Source organism: Xanthomonas sp. A1809 (assembly GCF_017746015.1).
Lineage (GTDB): Bacteria > Pseudomonadota > Gammaproteobacteria > Xanthomonadales > Xanthomonadaceae > Xanthomonas > Xanthomonas euvesicatoria.
On record NZ_JAGHWZ010000002.1, the window covers coordinates 70,641 to 91,272 of the forward strand.

Here is a 20,632-nt window from a genome sequence, read left to right on the forward strand (position 1 = left end):
TGGCATCGAAGGCTTTAGGTAGGTGCCCATTCTGAGCGATTCAGTGTGTACGTACGGTGTGTCCAGACCGATCTGCCAACTTGAGTAGGGCGGTGCAAGTACGTATCATGCGTGCATACTTTCTGGAGCATGCTCATGGAAGCCACCGTTGCCGAACGCGGACAGATCACGCTGCCGAAGGCCGTGCGCGATGCCCTGGGCCTGACCAAGGGCACCACGTTGAAGATCGAGCTCGACGGCGGGCGCATCATCCTGCGCAAGGACGTCAGCGAGGCGCTGCGCAAGGTGCGCGGCAAGTTCAAGCTGGTCGACGGCCTGACCAGCACCGATGCGGCCATGCGCGTGATCCGTGGCCGCGCGCCCGGGGATCCGTTCGACCCATGATCGCCCTGGATTCCTCGGTCCTGCTGGACATCCTGATCGGCGACCCGGTCTATGGCGAAGTGTCGGAGGTCTGCATCGGCGACGCGCTGGCGCGCGACGAAGTGGTGGTCTGCGACGCGGTGGTGGCCGAGGTGCTGGCCATGCTCGACACCCAGGTCGACCTGATGGAAACCCTGGCCTCGATCGGCGTGCGCTACGAGGCCACCCAGGAAGCGGCGGCAGTGCGCGCCGGCCATATGAACAAGCGCTTTCGCGCGCGCGGCGGCAAGCGCGAGCGGGTGGTGGCCGACTTCCTGATCGGCGCCCACGCCATGCTCCAGTGCGACGGGTTGATCACCCGCGACGAGGGCTTCTTCCGCGATTACTTCAAGGGTTTGAAGATCATCGTTCCCAAACCCGCACCCTGATCCACGTTCGCGCTTTACCACCTTCACCGCTGCTTTTTTGGAGAACCCGCATGTTGGAAGCCTATCGCCACCACGTTGCAGAGCGCGCCGCGCTCGGTATCCCGCCGCTGCCGCTGACCGCGCAGCAGACCGCCGAGGTCATCGAGCTGTTGAAGGCTCCGCCGGCTGGCGAGGAAGAATTCCTGGTCGAGCTGCTCAGCCAGCGCGTGCCGGCCGGCGTCGACGACGCTGCCAAGGTCAAGGCCTCGTACCTGGCCGCGGTTGCCTTCGGCACCGAGACCACCGCGCTGATCAGCCCCACCCGCGCCACCGAGCTGCTCGGCACCATGCTGGGCGGCTACAACATCCAGCCGCTGATCGACCTGCTGGACAACGCCGAGCTGGGCGCCACCGCTGCCGAGGCGCTCAAGCACACCTTGCTGGTGTTCGATGCGTTCCACGACGTGCAGGAAAAGGCGCAAGCCGGCAACGCCCACGCCAAGGCCGTGCTGCAGAGCTGGGCCGATGCCGAGTGGTTCACCAGCAAGCCGGAAGTGCCGCAGAGCCTGACCGTGACCGTGTTCAAGGTGCCGGGCGAAACCAATACCGACGACCTGTCGCCGGCGCCGGATGCGACCACCCGTCCGGACATCCCGCTGCATGCGCTGGCCATGTTGAAGAACAAGCGCGACGGCGCGGCGTTCGAGCCGGAAGAAGACGGCAAGCGCGGCCCGATCCAGGCCATTGCCGACCTCAAGGCCAAGGGCCATCTGGTGGCCTACGTGGGCGACGTGGTCGGTACCGGTTCCTCGCGCAAGTCGGCGACCAACTCGGTGCTGTGGTGGACCGGCGAAGACATTCCGTACATCCCCAACAAGCGCTTCGGCGGCGTGTGCCTGGGCAGCAAGATCGCGCCGATCTTCTACAACACCATGGAAGATGCCGGCGCCTTGCCGATCGAGCTGGACGTCTCGCAGATGGAGCACGGCGACGTGGTCGAGCTGCGTCCGTACGACGGCAAGGCGCTGAAGGACGGACAGGTGATCGCCGAGTTCGCGATGAAGTCGGAGGTGCTGTTCGACGAAGTGCGCGCCGGCGGCCGCATTCCGCTGATCGTCGGCCGTGGCCTCACCGCCAAGGCGCGCGAATTCCTGGGCCTGCCGGCGTCGGACCTGTTCCGCCTGCCGATGGACCCGCCGGACACCGGCAAGGGCTTCTCGCTGGCGCAGAAGATGGTCGGCCGCGCCTGCGGGCTGCCGGAAGGCCAGGGCATGCGCCCGGGCACCTATTGCGAGCCGAAGATGACCTCGGTGGGTTCGCAGGACACCACCGGCCCGATGACCCGCGACGAGCTGAAGGACCTGGCCTGCCTGGGCTTCTCGGCCGACCTGGTGATGCAGTCGTTCTGCCACACCGCCGCCTATCCGAAGCCGGTGGACGTCAAGACCCACCACACCTTGCCCGAGTTCATCTCCACCCGCGGCGGCGTCTCGCTGCGTCCGGGCGACGGCGTGATCCACAGCTGGCTCAATCGCATGCTGCTGCCCGACACCGTGGGCACCGGCGGCGACTCGCACACCCGCTTCCCGATCGGCATTTCGTTCCCGGCCGGCTCCGGCCTGGTGGCCTTCGCCGCCGCCACCGGGGTGATGCCGCTGGACATGCCCGAGAGCGTGCTGGTGCGCTTCAAGGGGCAGATGCAGCCGGGCGTGACCTTGCGTGACCTGGTCAACGCGATCCCGCTGTACGCGATCAAGCAGGGCCTGCTGACCGTGGCCAAGCAGGGCAAGAAGAACATCTTCTCCGGCCGCATCCTGGAAATCGAAGGCTTGCCGAACCTGAAGGTGGAGCAGGCGTTCGAACTCTCCGACGCCTCGGCCGAGCGTTCGGCGGCCGGTTGCACCGTGCACCTGGATAAGGCGCCGATCATCGAGTACCTGACCAGCAACATCACCCTGCTGCGCTGGATGATTGCCGAGGGCTATGCCGATGCGCGCACCCTGGGCCGCCGCATCAAGAAGATGGAAGACTGGCTGGCTGACCCGCAGCTGCTGCAGCCCGATGCCGACGCCGAATACGCGGCGGTCATCGAGATCAACCTGGCCGATATCCATGAGCCGATCGTGGCCTGCCCGAACGACCCGGACGACGTGAAGACGCTGTCGGAAGTGGCCGGCGCGGCCATCGACGAAGTATTCATCGGCTCGTGCATGACCAACATCGGTCACTTCCGTGCCGCGGCCAAGCTGCTGGAAGGCAAGCGCGACATCCCGACCCGCCTGTGGGTGGCACCGCCGACCAAGATGGACGCCTCCGAGCTGACCAAGGAAGGCCATTACGGCACCTTCGGCGCGGCCGGTGCGCGCATGGAAATGCCGGGCTGCTCGCTGTGCATGGGTAACCAGGCGCAGGCACGCGAGGGCGCCACGGTGTTCTCGACCTCCACGCGTAATTTCCCGAACCGGTTGGGCCGCAACACCAACGTGTACCTGGGCTCGGCGGAACTGGCGGCAATCTGCTCGCGCCTGGGCCGCATTCCGACCAAGGACGAGTACATGGCGGATGTCGGCGTGATCAAGACCAGTGGCGATCAGATCTACCGCTACATGAACTTCGATCAGATCCAGGAATATCAGGACGTGGCAGAAACCGTCGCCGCCTGATTCTTCCGGCAGGTTTGCTGTCCCGAAATGCCCGGCACTGCCGGGCATTTCGCTTTTCGGGCAATGGTTTCGTGTAGTCGTCACGATGCCCGGCGTTAAAGCAAATACCAGCTGACTGGATTGTGGCATTGCAACAAAAATCTGAAGTGCGCAGGTCTAGAGTCCCGCCGCTCTACCACTGCCCGTTGATGCCCATGCCCACTTGCACAATCTCCGGTCAAACCCTGCATTACACGCAACATGGCCGCGGTTTCCCGGTCTTGCTCGGCCACAGCTATCTCTGGGACGCTGCGATGTGGGAGCCGCAGATCCAGGCGCTGTCGCAGCATTACCAGGTCATCGTTCCCGAGCTATGGGGACACGGGCAGTCAGGTCCGTTGCCGCACGGCACGCAGCAGATCGGCGATCTTGCCGGGCACATGCTGGCCCTGCTGGACGCACTGAAGTTGCCGCAGTGCGCGGTGGTCGGCCTGTCGGTGGGCGGCATGTGGGCCGCCGAGCTTGCCCTGATGGCGCCGGAGCGCGTGCGCAGCCTGGTGTTGATGGATACTTTCCTGGGCGCCGAGCCAGCCGCCACGCGTGCGCGCTATTTCGGCCTGCTTGATGCCATCGAGACGGCCGGGCAGGTGACGCCTGCGCTGATCGAGGCGATCGTGCCGATCTTCTTCCGCCCTGGTATCGATCTGAGCTCGGCATTGCCGGCCGCCTTCGCGCAGCGTCTGGCGGCGATGTCGGCCGAGCAGTTGCGCGCATCCATCGTGCCGCTGGGCCGGCTGATCTTCGGCCGAGCCGACCGACTGGATGCCCTGTCCGCGCTGGATCCGGCCAATACCTTCCTGCTCGGTGGCGCCGAGGACATTCCGCGCCCGCCCGAAGAGGTGTGGATGATGGCCGAGGCAATCTGTTGCGATTACGAGCTGATCCCGGACGCAGGCCATATCGCCTCGCTGGAAAACCCGGCCTTCGTCAACGCGCAGTTGCTGGGATGGCTGAAGCGGACGGTGGGTGAGACCGAGGTGGAGCTGATGCGAGTGGGATGAGGGTGAGGAGGCTCATGACTTGCCACGCCATGGCCCGCCTTTCCTGGCTGGAAGGAAGTTCGAAGCGGTGATCGTTCGGCGGTTGCGTTATGACGGTTGCGCGCCCAGCCAGGCTTCCAGTGCCTGGGCCGGTAGCGGCCGCGAGAACAGATAGCCCTGCAGCACCTCGCAACCCAGGTCGGCGAGGAACAGGCGCTGCGCTTCGTTTTCCACACCTTCGGCGACCACGTGCTTGCGCAGGTGCTCGCCGATGCGCAGCACCGAGGTGGTGAGCGCGCGTGCGTCTTCGCTGTGTTCGATATCGCGGACGAAGCTCATGTCCAGTTTGAGTTCGTCGATCGGCAGACGATGCAAGTGGCTCAGGCTGGAATAGCCAGTGCCGAAATCGTCCAGCGACAGCGAGATGCCGGCTTCGCGAATGGCGTGCAGGTTTTCCAGCACGCCCGGTTGCCCGGACAGCATCACGCTTTCGGTCAGTTCCAGGGTGAGATCGGACGGCTGCACGCCCAGTTCGGCGATCAGCTGCAGCAGGTCGGGAAGCATGCGCGGGCTTTCGAAGCCGCTCGCCGACAGATTCACCGACACGCGCGCCACCGGCACGCCACGCTGGCGCCAGTCCGCGACCTGTTCGCAAGCACGTCGCAGTACCCAAGCGTTGAGCTGCGGCATCATGCCTTGCTCTTCAGCCACCGGCAGAAACCGCGCCGGCGATACCGCGCCCAGTTGCGGATGATTCCAGCGCAGCAGCGCTTCCACGCCATACAGGGCATGCGGCGCGGCGCTGTGCATCTGCGGCTGGTAGTGCAGCTGCAATTGATCGCGGCCAATGGCCTGGCGCAGCTCGGCCTCCAAGGCCACGCGTTCCTGCGCCATGCGGTTCATGTCGGAACTGAAAAAGCGGAAGCGCCCACCGCCTTCCTTCTTGGCGCGATTCATCGCCAAGTCGGCATGGCGCAGCAGGATGTTGATGTCGTGGCCATCCTCGGGAAACATCGCCACGCCGATACTGGCCGAGGGATGCACGGTCATATGGCCAACCGGCAGCGGGCTGGCGATGCTGACCAACAAACGCTCGGCGGCGGCACTGGCCTGCTCTGCGCTGCATTGCGGCAGCGCGAGCGCGAACTCGTCGCCGGATAGCCGCGCCAGCATCGCCGTGGCGGTGATCTGGTCGTTGACGCGCAAGGCGATATCACGCAGCAGGCCATCGCCTGCGGCGTGCCCCTGGCTATCGTTGATGAGCTTGAAGCGATCGATGTTGATGAACATCAACGCGGCCGGTTCGCCGGCGTATTCGGCCTGAGTCAGTGCCTGCTCGGCACGCGCGCTGAACATGATGCGGTTGGGAAGGCCCGTGAGCGTGTCGTAGAACGCCAGTTGATGCACGCGCTGGCGGATCTGCTCGCGTTCTAGCGCCAATGTGCACAGCTGCTGGCACAAATCGGTGAGCCGCATATGCCAGGCATCGGCACGTTGCGGCTTGCGGTAATACAGCGCGAAGGTGCCGAGCACGCGCGCGCTGTTGGAGCGGATCGGCGTGCTCCAGCAGGCGCGCAGGCCCCAAGGCAAGAGCGTGTCGCGATATGCCTCGAACAATGGGTCGGTGGCGATGTCTTCCACCATCACCGCGCGACCGCGCCAGGCCGCGGTGCCGCAGGCGCCAGTGCCCGGGCCGATCTTCAAGCCGTTGACTGCGTCGGCGTATTCGGGCGGCAGGCTGGGCGCAGCCAGCGAATGCAGGCGACCTTGATTGTCCGCACTCATCACCGTGGCCAGCACATCCGGTGCGATGCGTTCGACCTCGGTGCAAATCAGCGTCATCACCTCGATCAACGGGCGTTCCTGCACCAGGGCCTCCAGCACGCGGTGCTGCAACACCTCGTGCATCTTGGTGTCGGTGATGTCGGTCAGTACCGCCACGTAATGCGAGGGAGCGTGGTTGGCGTCGTAGATCGGGTTGAAGTTCAGCGAGATCCACAGCGGCGTGCCGTCCTTGCGATAGACCAGCAGGTCGGCACGGGTGTGCTGCAAGGCATCGGCGCGATCGCGAACGCGAGCGACCTCGCTTTGGTCGCTTTGCGCGCGGGTCAGGACATCGGAGGGACGCAGACCGACCAGCTCGGCTTCGGTGTAGCCGAACATGCGCTGGAAGCCGTCGTTGGCGTACAGCAGGCGCGATTGCAGGTCGCAGATGAGAATGGCGCTGCTGCTGCCATCCAGGGCTTCGGCGAGCAGACGCGCGCGGCGTTGGTCGGGCTGTTCGCCGGCCTTGGCCATGCCGGCGGTGACCGGGCCGGGCCTGATCTGGCCCGTGCCTGGGGCGTTGGCATGGATCGGCTCAGCCGTCAGCGGGGTGCGGTCCATCGCTGCATCCACGCCAGCGCCCACCACGCTTCCCGGTGCCGGAGGAAGCGTTGGGTTGGTCGGGTGCGAGGGATGCGCGGCCATGCCGGATCAGCGCGCCTGCGCCGACAATGCGAGCAAGCGCTCGGCCACGCGGTCCAGCGGCACCACTTCCTGCGCGGCGCCAAGTTTGTACGCGGCACCGGGCATGCCCCAGACCACGCTGCTGGCTTCGTCCTGCACCAGCGTCGGCGCGCCGGCCTGCAGCATTTCCAGCAGGCCGCGTGCGCCGTCGTCGCCCATGCCGGTGAGGATGGCGCCCACCGCATTCGGGCCGGCATTGGCGGCAACAGAACGAAACAGCACGTCCACTGCCGGCTTGTGGCGATTGACCGGCGGGCCATCGTCGATGCGGCAGCGCCAGCGCGCACCGTCGCGAATGATGCGCAGATGCTGGCCGCCCGGCGGCAGATACGCATGGCCAGGCAGGATGGCCTCGCCATCGGTGGCTTCGCGTACCGACATGGCCGAGTGGCGGTTGAGGCGCTCGGCGAATGCGGTGCTGAAGCTGGCAGGCAGATGCTGGGTCATCACCACCGCGGGCGCATCGGCGGGCATGTGTTCGAGCACCACGCGCAGCGCTTCGGTACCACCGGCGGAGGCGCCGATGGCGATCAAGCGGTCGGTCGTGCGAAAGCGCAGCGCGCTGCCGGCCACCGGTGCCGATTGCATATCCAGCGTGACTTTGGGCGTGCTCGGACGATTGAGTGCGCTGACCTTGGCTTTGGCGGCCATCTTGACCTTGCTGACGATCTCTTCGGCGTAGCCTTCCAGCCCGCGTGCGACGTCGATCTTGGGCTTGGACACGAAGTCCACGGCGCCCAGCGACAGGGCCTGCAAGGTGGTGTCGGCACCGCGCTCGGTCAGCGATGAAATCATCACCACCGGGGTAGGGCGCAGGCGCATCAGGTTTTCCAGAAACACCAGGCCGTCCATGCGCGGCATTTCCACATCCAGCGTGATGACGTCCGGATTGAGGCGCTTGATCTTTTCGCGCGCCAGCAACGGGTCGGCGGCCGAGCCGACCACTTCGATGCCGGCGTCGCGCGATAAAATCTCGGTGAGCATCTGACGCACGACCGCCGAATCGTCGACGATCAATACACGCACAGGGGTTTCCAGCGTCATTCGAACAACTCCACTCCACCGGTAACCGGTGCTTTGGACAGACGGGCGCGCACGGCCGATTCGGTGGCGGCGACTTCGGCTTCGTGTGCGTGCGGCAAGCGCTGCACGACGACGCGGCCAGTGGTCGCGAAGAACCACACCTTGCGCGGATGGATGCCACACAGATCTTCAGCGATGATGGGAATATGTTCGGCCTGCAGGTACTGGCGCACGAACTCGGCGTTGCGGGTGCCGACCGGGTTGCTGGTGAAGCCCTTCAGCACGTTGGCGCCACCGAAGACCTTGGCTTCGATGCGTTTGCGGTGCGCGCCGCGCTTGAGCATGTCGTTGATCAGCAACTCCATGGCATAGCTGCCGTAGCGCGTGGGCGCTCCGTCGCCGACCTGGCCTTCGGGCAACAGAAAGTGGTTCATGCCGCCGATCTTGAGCACCGGGTCGCGCAGGCAGGCTGCAACGCACGATCCCAAGGTGGTCGTCAACGCGGTGTCGTCGTCCACCACCAGGTATTGGGTGGGCAGCAGTTTGGCGGCAATGGTCTGGAACCGCGAATCGCGGTAGCGCATGACGTCGTCGACTTGCACGGCAGTACTCATGCTCAGGCTCCTGCGCGCGGAGCGCGCCGATACAGCGTGCGCCCGCACGGCTGGATCAGATCGGCCGCGTGCAGGTAGTTCTCCGAGTGCCCGGTGTAGAGCAGACCGTCCTCGCCCATGTGGCTGACCAGGCGCGACAGGATGCCGCGCTGGGTGGGCTTGTCGAAGTAGATCATCACGTTGCGGCAGAACAGTGCCGCATACGGACCGCCGACGTCGTAACGCGGTGCCAGCAGATTCAACTGGCGGTATTCGATGAGCTGGCGCAGCGCCGGAATGACCCGGCATTTGCCTTCATTGGGGCCACTGCCGCGCTGGAAGTACTTGCGCTTGATCGCTGCATCCAGCGAGGCGACACGGTCGATGGCATAGACACCGCGCGAGGCGGTTTCCAGTACCTGCGTGTCGACGTCGGTGGCGACGATGCTCACCGGCGGGGTCAGCGTGCCGAAGGCTTCGCAGGCGGTGATGGCGATGGAGTAGGGCTCCTCGCCGGTGGAGGCGGCGCACGACCAGATCTTCAACGGCGCCTGCGAGGCGCGCTTTTGCAGTTCTTCGCGCAGCTTGTCGAAATGGTGCGGCTCGCGGAAGAACGAGGTCAGGTTGGTGGTCAGCGCATTGGTGAATGCCTGCCACTCTTCTTCATCGTTGCCGGCTTCGAGCTGGTCGAGGTAGTCGCGGAACGAGCGCAGGCCGAGCACGCGCAGACGACGCGACAAGCGGCCATACACCATGTCGCGCTTGGCCGGCGCCAGTGCGATGCCGACACGCTGGTAGATCAGGTCGCAGACACGCTTGAAGTCGCGGTCGCCGAAATCAAATTCGCGTGTGTCTGAAGCGGAAGTCGTTGTCGTCATATCCATACGCGTCGTGAGCTATAACTGGATATCGGCCACGGAGCCGCGCAACTGAAGCGCCAATGCGTGGATTGGGCGCGGTTGGGCTCGCTAGCTCGTCCGATGGGGACGGCGGCTGGTGATGGGCGCACAGAGGCAAAGATGCCCCATCGGCGTGCTGCCGCAGCGTACGCGGGGATCAACGCAGGTGCCTGGCCCAAATGCACAACGCCCCGGCAGTGCCGGGGCGTTGTGGTGACAGCGGTGAATCAGAACTCTTGCCAGTTACCGTCGGCCAGTGCGGCCTGGGATTTGGCTGGCCGCGACGCGCTTGCTGCTGCGCGTGCCACCGGCTTGGCGGCGCTCTTCACTGCAACCGGGCGCGAGGCGATCGGCCGGACGCGTGCGCTTTGTGGCGCCTGCGTAGCCGAGTCGTCCAGCTTGAACACCGACACCGCTTCGGCCAGATGACCTGCCTGCTCTTCCATCGAGCGGGCGGCAGCAGTGGCTTCTTCCACCAGCGCAGCGTTTTGCTGGGTGGTTTCGTCCATCTGGGTGATGGTCTGGTTAACCTGCTCGATGCCGGACGACTGCTCCTGCGAAGCGGCAGAGATCTCGCCCATGATGTCGGTCACGCGCTGCACGCTGGCCACGATGTCGGCCATGGTGGCGCCAGCCTTGCGCACCAGTGCCGAGCCTTCGGCCACCTTGTGCACGGAGTCGTCGATCAGGCCCTTGATCTCCTTGGCCGCACCGGCCGAACGCTGTGCCAGCGTGCGCACCTCGGAGGCGACCACAGCAAAACCGCGACCCTGTTCGCCGGCACGCGCTGCTTCCACCGCTGCATTCAACGCCAGGATATTGGTCTGGAACGCGATGCCGTCGATGACGCTGATGATGTCGGCGATCTTCTTGGACGAGGCTTCGATGCCGGACATGGTGGTGACAACTTGCGACACCACTTCACCGCCTTGCGAAGCCACGCCGGTGGCGCCGATGGCAAGCTGGTTGGCCTGACGGGCGCTTTCGGCGTTCTGCTTGACGGTGGAGGTGAGCTCCTCCATGGAGGCGGCGGTTTCTTCCAGATTGGCGGCCTGCTGCTCGGTACGGTGCGACAGGTCACTGTTGCCCGAAGCGATTTCGCCAGCGGCCGAATTGATCGCAGTGGACGACATCTTGATGCGCCCGACGATGTCGGCCAGCTGCTCGGCGGTGGCATTGGCATCGTCACGCATCTGTGCGAACACGCCGCTGAACTCACCATGCATGCGCACGGTCAGGTCGCCACGCGACAGCGCGGACAGCAGGGTCGAAATCTGTTCCAGGCTGCCGGCATTGGCATCCAGCAAGCCGTTGAGCTGCTGCGCCAGCTGCAGGAAGAAACCCTGCTTGCCGTCGGTTTCCACACGCCCGCTCATGTCGCCACTGGCGGCAGCGCGCACGATGCGGGCCACTTCTTCTTCCACCTGCACTTCGATGGTGCGGTCGCGCCATTCGCAGACTTCGCCGCTGGTCTCGCCCTGTTCGTTCTTGATGGAGGTGACGGTCTGCGCCAGCACCACTTCGCCGAAACGCTCTTCGAAGCTGGTGACGCCATCGCGTTCCAGTGCGGCAATGGCCTTGCGCACGGTCGCATCCGACAAACCCAGGTAGCTGATGTGCTGGCCGATGACCTTGCTTGCGTCGAATTCGGGCGATGCCAGGCGGATGCTGCTTTCGTACTGCGCCACGATCTTCTTGAAGGCGTCGTTGGCGTAGATCATCACGCGCTCTGGATCGGTGATGAAGGTGCCGGTCGAGGACTTGTCCAGCGCGGTGCGGATGCGCAGGTTTTCGTCGGCAATCTCCTGGTCGCGTTCAATGCGTTCCTTCAGGTCGCGCTGCATGCGCTGCATGGAGCGCATCAACTCGCCCACTTCGTCCTGGCCCTGTACGTTGATCTGGCCGTCCAGCTTGCCGCCGGCAATTTCGGTGGCCGTGGTGACCGCGCCGCGCATGCTCTTGACGATGGAACGGGCGAACAGGAAGGCCAGGCCCAGGCCGCCGGCGATGCCGATCAACAGCACCACCAGGGTCAGCGTGACGGAGGTGGCGTGGACCTTTTCGGCCTTGGTCTTGGCCGCCTGCGCGAGCAGGTTATCTTCGGCAATCAAGGCAGCCAGCGAATCCTTGGCCTTGTTGTGCAGGGTACGGGTCTCGCCGACGAAGGTGTCGATGGCGTCGTCGGGCAGATTCAGCTCCATCATTTCGTCGACGCTGGCATAGGAGGCCGATGCCTTCTTCCAGTCCGCCACGAACACGTCGAACAGCTTCTTCTGTTGCGGGCTTTCGATCAGACGCGGGTAGCCCTTGATGGTGGCTTCGATCTCGCCATTGAGCTTCTTGGCGCGGACCTTGGCTTCCTGCTTGACCGAATCGCTGGCGCGCACCAGGTTCTGGTAGGCCGCATTCCGGTATTCGCCGAGCATGCCGCGCAGATCGCCCGCCTCGCGCACGCTGGACATGGTGTTGCCGGCCAGGTCGCGGGTGACATTATTGAGCGAAGCCAGGCCCGAATAGGCGATGACGCCCTGGACGAGCATGATCAGCAGCACGATGCCGAACGCCAGCATCAGCTTGGGCATCAGTTTCAGATTGTTGATCCATTGCATTGACACGATTCCCCGTAGAAGTCAGTCCGCATAGCCGCAACAGCACATCGCCACGCGCGAGGGCGTGGCGATGTGCGAGGCGATTACTTGATGGTGGCGAGCTTCAGGCTGGCCGGGGAGCTGACTTCGATTTCGGCGCGCGAACTGTCGCGCTGGATCTTGCCGAGGACGCAGACGTCTTTGCCTTCGAGCGTTTCGGGGGCGAAGCTGAACTTGCCGCGGTTGGCGCCGTCGATGCGTGCGGAGAAGGTGTGGCGCGGGAACATGCCGCCCATGTACAGGAAGGTGGGTTCGCCTTCCGAGCTCTGCGCGTACTTGGCCTTTTCGACCTTGCCGCACACCATGCCGTCCTTGCCGACGAAGCGCGTCGCCATTTCCGGCGGAATCATTTCCTGCGACTGGGCCGACAGCGTGGGAGCAACGATCACGAGAGCAGCGACGGGGAGGAGCGAGAGCAGGAACTTCATTGGGATTCTCCAGAAATCAAAAGTCGAACGGTGACCCGTTGTGTGGACGCGGGCTTCATTCAGCTATCGGCTAACCGCCGTTCAACTTGAATCCGGAAAACGTGATTGTTATCTCATTTCCATCGAGTGGTGCGTCGCGTGTCGGGAGCTTCCTGACACGCGATCGTCGTAAATGCGATCGCACAAAAGCGTTGCGGCCGCCGGAGCGGTGCAGTGGGTGCACGGCGCCACCGCATACGCTGAAAAGCGGCTACCGAACGGAGCGAATCAGCCAACAGTGGCGAGGGGCGCAGAAGCCGGAGTGCACATGTGCGACATCGGGATTCGGAGCGCCGACCACGCGCGTTCTGGCGGCCTGGCAGTCGTTTGGTAGCCGCTTGTCGTACATGGCGGCTCCTGCATTCCTCTACACCTCTCCGGCGACCGCAGGCGAGGCAACGCAGCCGTTTGAATCAGGCGGCTTCTTCCACCAGCTGCTGACCCAGCTCGGTGCTGTCCAGCAGCGTTTCGATATCCAGCAGGATCAACATGCGATCGTCCTGGGTGCCGATACCGGAGATGAAACGGGTGTCGACCGACGCACCGAATTCGGGGGTAGGACGGATCTGGTCGTCGTTGAGCGGAATCACGTCGGACACGCTGTCCACGACGATGCCGACCACGCGGTCCTCGACGTTGAGCACGATCATCACGGTGAAAGCGTCATAGCGCGCTTCTTTCAGGCGCAGCTTCAGGCGCAGGTCGATCACCGGCACGATGGTGCCGCGCAGGTTGATCACGCCCTTGATGTAGTCCGGCGCGTCGGGCAGACGCGTGACCGAATCGTAGCCGCGGATTTCCTGCACCTTCAGGATATCCACGCCGTAGTGTTCTTCGCCCAAAGCGAAGCTGAGGAATTCACCACCTGTGCCGGTGGCAGTGCTTTTATCGTTCATGGAAACTCCGGGCGTTGCGGCTAAGTGTCGGGTTGAGGCAGGACTGCGGCAGCAGAGACGGATGCGGGATGCCCTAGCAACATCGGCGGGGTAGGCGGCAACTTTAGGTGCCGGCCCCGCGTGGTACGCGAGGGTTCAGAACACGCCGCTCTTGCGCGCATTGCGCTGGCGGTCGACACGGAAAATGTAGCGCTGGATGGTTTCGTCGGCGCCGCGCGGCAGGTCGCTGAACTGCATGCCGATCCGGAAGCCTTCGCTGCCGTTGGGCAGGGCCTGCTTGTGCTGGCTGCACACGGTCAGCGGCAGCGTGATCGGGGCGGTGTCGGGCAATTGCAGGATGCAGTTGCGGTAGGTGCGTTGCAATTCGAGCAAGGGCATCCCGTCGGTGAGGGACACCGCCAGGCCGCCGCTGCTGATGTCGATCACGCGCAGCTGCAGGTTGAACTCGTTTCCCTGCGCCGCTTCCTGGCGGATGGTGCAGACGGGCGAATCGGTGATCGGCGTTTCCAGCCGGTACGATTCGCGCCGCTGCATGTGGTACATCGCGGCAGGCAGGTCGACGCGGAAGGCGACGTGGATGTCGCGCTCGATCCGTTCGGCGTTCTCCAGGCGGAAGCGGATATTCACCCGTTCCAGTTGGGCGTAGCACAGCAGGTATTTGGCGCCCTCGATGGCGCGGTTGGAGGCATCGTTATGGCTGCCGTCCAGGATCACGCAGTCGTCGTCTTCGTCCACTTCCAACACGGCGGTGGGCACGGCCATGTCGCGGCCAGCCACATGCATGGTCACGATGGCGCGTTGGTCGAGCAGCTGGCGCAGCAATCCACGGATCTGCCGCTTGTTGCGCAGCAGGTAGCGCTCGTCACCTTCGGCGAGGTGATCGGCGTCGTGGTCCAGCTCTGAGGTATCGCCTTGGGACATGGGCACAAGCACAGTAGAAGCGGGAAGGCGCCTGGCGGGTTGTCCCGGCGTCGCCTTGATATCGGCGGCAAAGCCAAATCTTTAAGGCGGCCGACCAAACTCTATGCCGATCGGTGGCCAGGCGCAGCCGCGATGGTCTGTGTGCAGCGCGTTCAGCCAAGCAAGCGTCAACGTCTGGCGCGAGGTCTTCGTTCTTCAATACGCCACCAGCGAACTATCTGGTGAGGGCACGGTGCCCTCTACGTGTTGTCGCTCGCTGCAGGATCCTTGCCCGCCCACCATCGCAGGACACGCTGCAACTACGTCCTTGTAAGCTCCTTGGCGGCATCCAAGCCGCCAAGGGTCCCGCGACGGTGGGCGGGCAAGGACCAGTCGCGTTGGTCGGTGTGCAGGGTTTCAACACCGCAACCAGCAACCCCAAGCCGCGCGAAGCGGTGTCCTAAGCACTTCAGCACCGCCACCAGAAAACTGTCTGGCGAGGTGTCCTTGCCGGTAGCCGGGCCGTTGGCGGCATGGATGCCGCCATCGAGCCGCCATGGACGGTTTTATGGCATGTCCCGCGGGCGGTGAGGGCAGCGCGCCCTCGATGCTGTGATCTGGCTGCAATGAATCGTCGTTGCCGTCTCAGCTGTAGGCATGGCGTGCGTTGGACAGCAGGGTGCTCAGGCGGTCCTGTGGCTCCAGGCGGAACACTGCCACCGCATCCACCAACTGTGCGGCCTGGTCTTCCATCGAGCGCGCGGCGGCAGTGGCTTCTTCCACCAGCGCGGCGTTCTGCTGGGTGGTTTCGTCCATCTGGGTGACGGTCTGGTTGACCTGGGTGATGCCTGCGGCCTGCTCGCGCGAAGCGCTGGTGATTTCGCCCATGATGTCGGTGACGCGCTGTACCGAGGTCACCACCTGCTGCATGGTGCTGCCGGCTTCGGAAGCCAGTGCCGCGCCGTTGCCGATGCGGGTGACCGAGTCTTCGATCAGGTGCTTGATCTCCTTGGCCGCGCCGGCCGAGCGCTGTGCCAACGTACGGACCTCCGAGGCCACCACAGCAAAGCCACGACCCTGCTCGCCGGCACGCGCCGCTTCCACCGCCGCGTTCAAGGCCAGGATATTGGTCTGGAAGGCGATGCCGTCGATCACGCTGATGATCTCGGCAATCTTTTTCGACGAGGCGTCGATATCGGCCATGGTGGTGACCACGCGGTTCACCACATCGCCGCCCTTTGCCGCCACACCGGCAGCATCCAGCACCAGGCGATTGGCCTGGTCGGCGTTGTCGGCGTTCTGCTTGACGGTGGCGGTGAGCTCTTCCATGGAGGCTGCGGTTTCTTCCAGCGCGGCCGCTTGCTGTTCGGTGCGACGCGACAGGTCGCCGTTGCCGGTGGCGATTTCGGTGGCGGCCGAATTGATCGTCAGCGACGAGTCCTTGATGCGGCGCACGATACCGGCCAACTGGTCGGCGGTGGCGTTGGCGTCGTCGCGGATGGTGGCGAAGACGCCCTGCAGCGCGCCGTCCATGCGTGCGGTCAGGTCGCCTTGCGACAGCGACGAGAGCAGGGCGGAGACGCGCGACAGACCGTCTGCGTTGTTGTCCAGCAGCGTGTTGAGCTGTTGGGCCAGCAGCAACAGGAAGCCCTGCTTGCCGCGCACGTCGATCCGCTCGCTGAGGTCGCCGGCCGCGGCGGCTTCCACCACGTGCGCGACTTCCTGTTCCACCTGCACTTCCTGGGTACGGTCGCTCCATTCGACCACATAGCCCATGCGCTCGCCGGTGGCAGCCACGACCGGGCTGACCACTTCCTGCACGATGCGGCCGCCGATTTCGACCTGTGCGGTGTGCGTACTCTTGAGTTGATCCAGCAGGCGTGCCTGCTCGGGATTGCGATGGAACTGGTCGATGCGGGTATTGCCCAGTGCAGCGGCATCGAAGTTGGGAAGATCGTGCCGCAGGACGTCCTGCATCTCCGACAGCATGCGCTGCAGCGGTCGATTGACGTAAATGATGCGGCGCTCGGCGTCGGCGATCATCACATTGGTGCTGACGTCGTCCAAGGCGGTGCGTACGCGCAGTGCTTCGCTGGCGATCAGGTGGTCGCGTTCCAGGCGCGCGCGCAGGTCATCGCGCATGGTGCGCGCGTTGAGCAGCAGGCGACCGAGTTCGTCATGCCGGTCGATGTCAATCGCGTTGTCCAGGCGGCCGGCCGCCACGTCGCCAAGCACGCGTTCCACTGCCAGCAGCGGGCGGGTGACCATCTTGCGCGCGGCAATGAACACCACCGCGATGCACAGTGCCAGCACCACCAGCGAGAACAGCAGCATGCTGCCCATCAGCGCGTCCAGCGGTCCGTCGATGGCACTGCGCGGCTGCGCGCCAATCACCGCCCACTGCCACGGCGCGTAGCGCTGTGCGGTGACTTCGAAGGCCTGGCTGGCGCCCTTGCCATCGCGCAGCTGCAGGTTGGCACTGGGCTGCTTGCCGTCCAGCACTGCCTGCAACAGGGCCTGCTGTTCGGCCGGCACCAGTGCCGCCAATGTGGCCGGGGTGCCCGGCGGAGCCGCGATGATCTGGCCCTGGTGATCGCCCGGCGCCATGTCGGCAATGACGAAATAGCCGTCCTGGCCCAGTTTGGTGGTGCTGACCTGGGCCTTGAGCGCGGCCAGGCCTTGGGTGTAGTTGCGCCCGACGAACAGCGCGCCAATGACCTCGCCGGCGGCATCGCGCAGCGGCTGGTAATGGGTCATGTACTGCTCGCCGAACAGCTGCGCCTGGCCGGTGAAGCTCTTGCCTTGCGACAGGGCGGCGTAGGCCTTGCCCTTGCGATCGAGCAGGGTGCCGATGACGCGTTCGTTCTGCTTGTTACGCAGCGAGGTGGTGATGCGCACGAAGTCGTCGCCGGTACGGGCGAAGATCGTGGCAACGCCGCCGGTCGCCTTGGCAAAGCGGTCCACGGCGTCGAAATTGAGATTCAATGCCTGCTTGCCGGCACGCAGCGAGGGGGTGTTCTGCTCGCCGATGGTGACCGTGCTGGCGCTATCGAGTTCGCGCGCGCCGGTGGGGAGCATGTCGTCGAACACGCTGCCCAGACGCTGGGTGCCTTCGCTGAGCGTGACGTCGTACATCGCCACCGACTGCTGCATCAGTCGGGTGCTGGAGCGCAGCTCGGCCTTGACCTGCGATTCGATATCGCCAGCGGACTGGCGATAGATGGTCAGGGCCAGCAGCCCCAGCGAAATGGCGATGACCAGCGTGAGCAGTGCGGAGAGCCGCGTACCGACCGAGAGGCGGTTGAAGGAATGCATGAGGAATCGACCTTGCCCGGGGGAGGGCGTTACGAATGCGTGAGCTTGGTAGCGGCCGTTTATGCTCGAAATTGATTGTTCCCGTTGAAATCAGCACAAAATTAGGCATTCCATTCAGCATTCGCTGGCTGAAAGCGGTTTCACATCGTCCACCTTGTCACCGACGATTGTAAATTTTGGGTGAAACCAAAAGTGTCCTTGAGGGAGGCGACGGGCCGCATACGGCGGGCGAAATGGCGCCTTGCGGCCGCCCGTCCGAGCAACATCCTGGGCAACCAATGCGAGGGTTGCGCAGTCGCCAGGCGGTTATGGCCGGAGCCGGAATTGGCTCACATCCTCGGTTGCTACGCACCGCTTCGCCTGAAGAGCGCTGGTGCGGTCTGTCGGTCTTACTCCGGGTGGGCAGCACAAAAAAAGGGCCGCTTCCCCTCGCAAGGGAAGCGGCCCACAAGATCTGCGGAGCGCGGATCAAAGGCTCTCGAAACGTCTGTGTTGCTGGACAACGGTGTTGCGTGAAACGCGCAGCGGCAGCTGCGACCGGTTGACGATGAGTACGGCGGCCGAATGCACCATAGCGACTAAAAACGATCCCGCTGGCGGTGCCGGTCGCCCGCCACTGCCGGCGACCGGTGGGCTCCGGCGCCGTCGCTTAAAACTCCTGCCAATTGCCATCGCCAACGGTCGACGTGGTTGCACTCACTGCCACGCGCCGCGGTGTCGCCGCGACCACGGCGGCACGTGCAGCCGGGCGCGTCGCCGGCCGCTGGTGGCTCACGGCGCTGGCGATGGCTGACAACTTGCGTGCCACCGGTGCGTTCGCATCGACCTTGAAGACCGCCACCGCTTCGGTGAGTTGCTGTGCCTGTTCTTCCATCGCGCGCGCGGCGGCAGTGGCTTCTTCCACCAGGGCAGCGTTCTGTTGGGTGGCCTCATCCATCTGCGTGACGGTGAGGTTGACCTGTTCGATGCCGGCCGACTGCTCCTGCGAGGCAGCGGAAATTTCGCCCATGATGTCGGTGACGCGCTGCACCGATGAGACGATTTCGGCCATGGTGCGGCCCGCCTGGTCCACCAGCTGCGAGCCGTCGGTGACGCGCTGCACCGAGTCGCCGATCAGGTCCTTGATCTCCTTGGCGGCGGCTGAGGAACGCTGCGCCAGCGTACGCACTTCACTGGCCACCACGGCAAAGCCGCGGCCCTGCTCGCCGGCACGTGCCGCTTCCACCGCCGCATTCAAGGCCAGGATATTGGTCTGGAACGCGATGCCGTCGATGACGGAGATGATGTCGGCGATCTTCTTCGACGAGGCCTGGATGCCCGCCATGGTGTCCACGACCTTGCCGACGACCTCGCCGCCTTGCGACGCCACGCTGGCCGCACCGATCGCCAGTTGATTGGCCTGGCGTGCGCCCTCGGCATTCTGCTTGACGGTAGAGGTGAGCTCTTCCATCGAGGCAGCGGTTTCTTCCAGGTTGGCGGCCTGCTGTTCGGTACGTTGCGACAGGTCGTTGTTGCCGGCGGCAATTTCGCTGGCAGCCGCATTGATCGAGACCGCCGAGGTCTGGATGTGCCCGACGATACCGGCCAGTTGCGTCACCGTGGCATTGGCATCGTCGCGCATCTGCGCAAACACACCCTGGAATTGGCCATCCATGCGCGCAGTGAGATCGCCCGCAGCAATGGCCTGCAACATGCCCGACAACGCTTGCAGGCTGCCATCGGCAGTGGCCATCAGCTGGTTGAGGCTCTCGACCATGATGCGGAAGTCGTACTGGAACTGCACTGCGTCGCCGCGAGCACTGAAGTCGCCGGCCGCGGCGGCCTGTGCCAGCTGCTTGATCTGCCGATTCATCGCGGCCAGGTTGTGTTTGACCTGCGCCATGGTCTCGGTGAGTTTGGCCTGTTCGCCGGGCAGGGCGTCCATGTCGTCGCTGAGGTCGCCGATCGCATAGCGGCCCATGATCTGCGCCAGGCGCGCGGTGACCTGGATGTGGCTGTCGACCAGCGCATTGGTGTCGCCGGCCATGCGGCCGTAGTCACCGGGGAACACGCCGGCATCCATGCGGAAGCTCACCTGGCCCGCATCGTGGCGCTTGGCCATGTCCAGCTGGGCGGTAATGAGGTTGCGCACCTGCGACTGCATCTTGTCCATGGCCTGCAGCAGACGCCCGGTTTCGTCGCTGGCATCGCTATGCACGGCGTTATCGAGCCTGCCCTCGGCAATCGCTTCGGCAGCGCGGGTGGCGCGGCTCAGCGGCCGGGTGAGGCTGCGGGTGATCAGCAAGCCCAGGGTGCCGCTCAGCAATACCACCATCAGCGAACCGCCCACCAGCAACTTGCGCGAATCGTCCATGGACTGCAATGCCACTTCGGCTGCTTCGGAGGCGAGCTTGTCCTGAAGGGCAATGTTCTCGCCGATCTTGTCCTGCCATTTCTGCATCGCCGGTGCGGCCTGGGTAAGCATCAGCGGCAATGCTTGATCGCTGTGGCCAGACATCACCAGGTCAACGACCTGGTTGTTCAAGTCACGCACCGGCTGCCCGAGGCGGTCGATCTCAGTACGGATGCCGATGCCCTGCGGCGAAGACGGGATGGCATACAGCGCATCGTGCGCCTTTGCGTAGTCGGCGCGCGCCTGCTTGATGGATTCGATGAATTTCAGATTGTCTTCGTTGCTGGTCGGCAACACGACATTGCGTAGCTCCGCGGCGATGACGTAGTTGGCATTCATCATGTCGTTGGAGAGGCGGATCTTGGTCATGTTCTGGTGCACCAGGGCATCCACCAGCGCACGTGCAGAGGTCAGCCCGCGATAGCCGATGAAAGCGATGAACCCGGACAGCAGGATCAGCACGGTGAAGGCGGCAGCCAGGCGCGGCCCGACATTGAAACGCAGCAGAAGAGAGTTCATGGAATCGCTCGGCTCTAAAA

The 20,632-nt window shown here is 64.5% G+C and carries 14 protein-coding genes; 4 read left to right on the forward strand and 10 right to left on the reverse strand.

Annotation, left to right across the window (positions count from 1 at the left end; genetic code table 11):
- Positions 1-135: 135 nt before the first annotated feature.
- From J7396_RS00850 to J7396_RS00865, 4 genes are all read left to right on the forward strand, one after another.
- Positions 136-384: an AbrB/MazE/SpoVT family DNA-binding domain-containing protein gene (locus tag J7396_RS00850; protein WP_003486316.1), complete on the forward strand. Its 249-nt coding sequence runs from the start codon at positions 136-138 to the stop codon at positions 382-384.
- On the forward strand, positions 381-791 hold the full coding sequence (locus J7396_RS00855; protein WP_008571495.1) for a type II toxin-antitoxin system VapC family toxin: 411 nt from the start codon (positions 381-383) through the stop codon (positions 789-791). The genes J7396_RS00850 and J7396_RS00855 overlap by 4 nt, the downstream gene beginning before the upstream one ends.
- A 50-nt stretch (positions 792-841) precedes the next feature.
- Positions 842-3,433 carry a bifunctional aconitate hydratase 2/2-methylisocitrate dehydratase gene (gene acnB, locus J7396_RS00860; RefSeq protein ID WP_209260817.1) on the forward strand — a complete coding sequence of 864 codons (2,592 nt, stop codon included), beginning with the start codon at positions 842-844 and terminating at the stop codon, positions 3,431-3,433.
- Between the two features lie 194 nt (positions 3,434-3,627).
- Complete coding sequence (locus J7396_RS00865; RefSeq protein WP_014090072.1) at positions 3,628-4,473, forward strand: alpha/beta fold hydrolase; 846 nt, start codon at positions 3,628-3,630, stop codon at positions 4,471-4,473.
- A gap of 87 nt (positions 4,474-4,560) precedes the next feature.
- On the opposite strand, the gene J7396_RS00870 is transcribed toward J7396_RS00865, so the two are convergent.
- The 10 genes from J7396_RS00870 to J7396_RS00915 form a co-directional block, all read right to left on the reverse strand.
- Positions 4,561-6,849 (reverse strand): EAL domain-containing protein, encoded by a 2,289-nt coding sequence (locus J7396_RS00870; RefSeq protein ID WP_031422456.1) that lies wholly within the window; start codon positions 6,847-6,849, stop codon positions 4,561-4,563.
- 78 nt (positions 6,850-6,927) lie between these two features.
- Positions 6,928-8,004, reverse strand: coding sequence for a chemotaxis response regulator protein-glutamate methylesterase (locus J7396_RS00875; protein ID WP_184422812.1), 1,077 nt, complete (start codon positions 8,002-8,004; stop codon positions 6,928-6,930).
- Entirely contained in the window at positions 8,001-8,597 is a 597-nt protein-coding gene (gene cheD / locus J7396_RS00880; RefSeq protein ID WP_003486330.1) for a chemoreceptor glutamine deamidase CheD, read from the reverse strand. The genes J7396_RS00875 and cheD overlap by 4 nt, the downstream gene beginning before the upstream one ends.
- Before the next feature lie 2 nt (positions 8,598-8,599).
- Entirely contained in the window at positions 8,600-9,460 is an 861-nt protein-coding gene (locus J7396_RS00885; protein WP_008571499.1) for a CheR family methyltransferase, read from the reverse strand.
- Positions 9,461-9,702: 242 nt separating this feature from the next.
- A complete protein-coding gene (locus J7396_RS00890) occupies positions 9,703-12,084 on the reverse strand; it encodes a methyl-accepting chemotaxis protein (protein ID WP_057680744.1) in 2,382 nt (793 codons plus the stop codon).
- Positions 12,085-12,167: 83 nt separating this feature from the next.
- Positions 12,168-12,551, reverse strand: a complete 384-nt coding sequence (locus J7396_RS00895; RefSeq protein WP_003486337.1) for a hypothetical protein — start codon at positions 12,549-12,551, stop codon at positions 12,168-12,170.
- A gap of 452 nt (positions 12,552-13,003) precedes the next feature.
- Entirely contained in the window at positions 13,004-13,486 is a 483-nt protein-coding gene (locus J7396_RS00900) for a chemotaxis protein CheW (RefSeq protein WP_003486339.1), read from the reverse strand.
- Positions 13,487-13,621: 135 nt separating this feature from the next.
- On the reverse strand, positions 13,622-14,407 hold the full coding sequence (locus tag J7396_RS00905) for a flagellar brake protein (RefSeq protein WP_071118594.1): 786 nt from the start codon (positions 14,405-14,407) through the stop codon (positions 13,622-13,624).
- 624 nt (positions 14,408-15,031) lie between these two features.
- Positions 15,032-17,701 carry a Cache 3/Cache 2 fusion domain-containing protein gene (locus J7396_RS00910; RefSeq protein ID WP_065613278.1) on the reverse strand — a complete coding sequence of 890 codons (2,670 nt, stop codon included), beginning with the start codon at positions 17,699-17,701 and terminating at the stop codon, positions 15,032-15,034.
- Positions 17,702-18,350: 649 nt separating this feature from the next.
- A complete protein-coding gene (locus tag J7396_RS00915; protein ID WP_209260818.1) occupies positions 18,351-20,612 on the reverse strand; it encodes a methyl-accepting chemotaxis protein in 2,262 nt (753 codons plus the stop codon).
- Positions 20,613-20,632 lie beyond the last annotated feature (20 nt).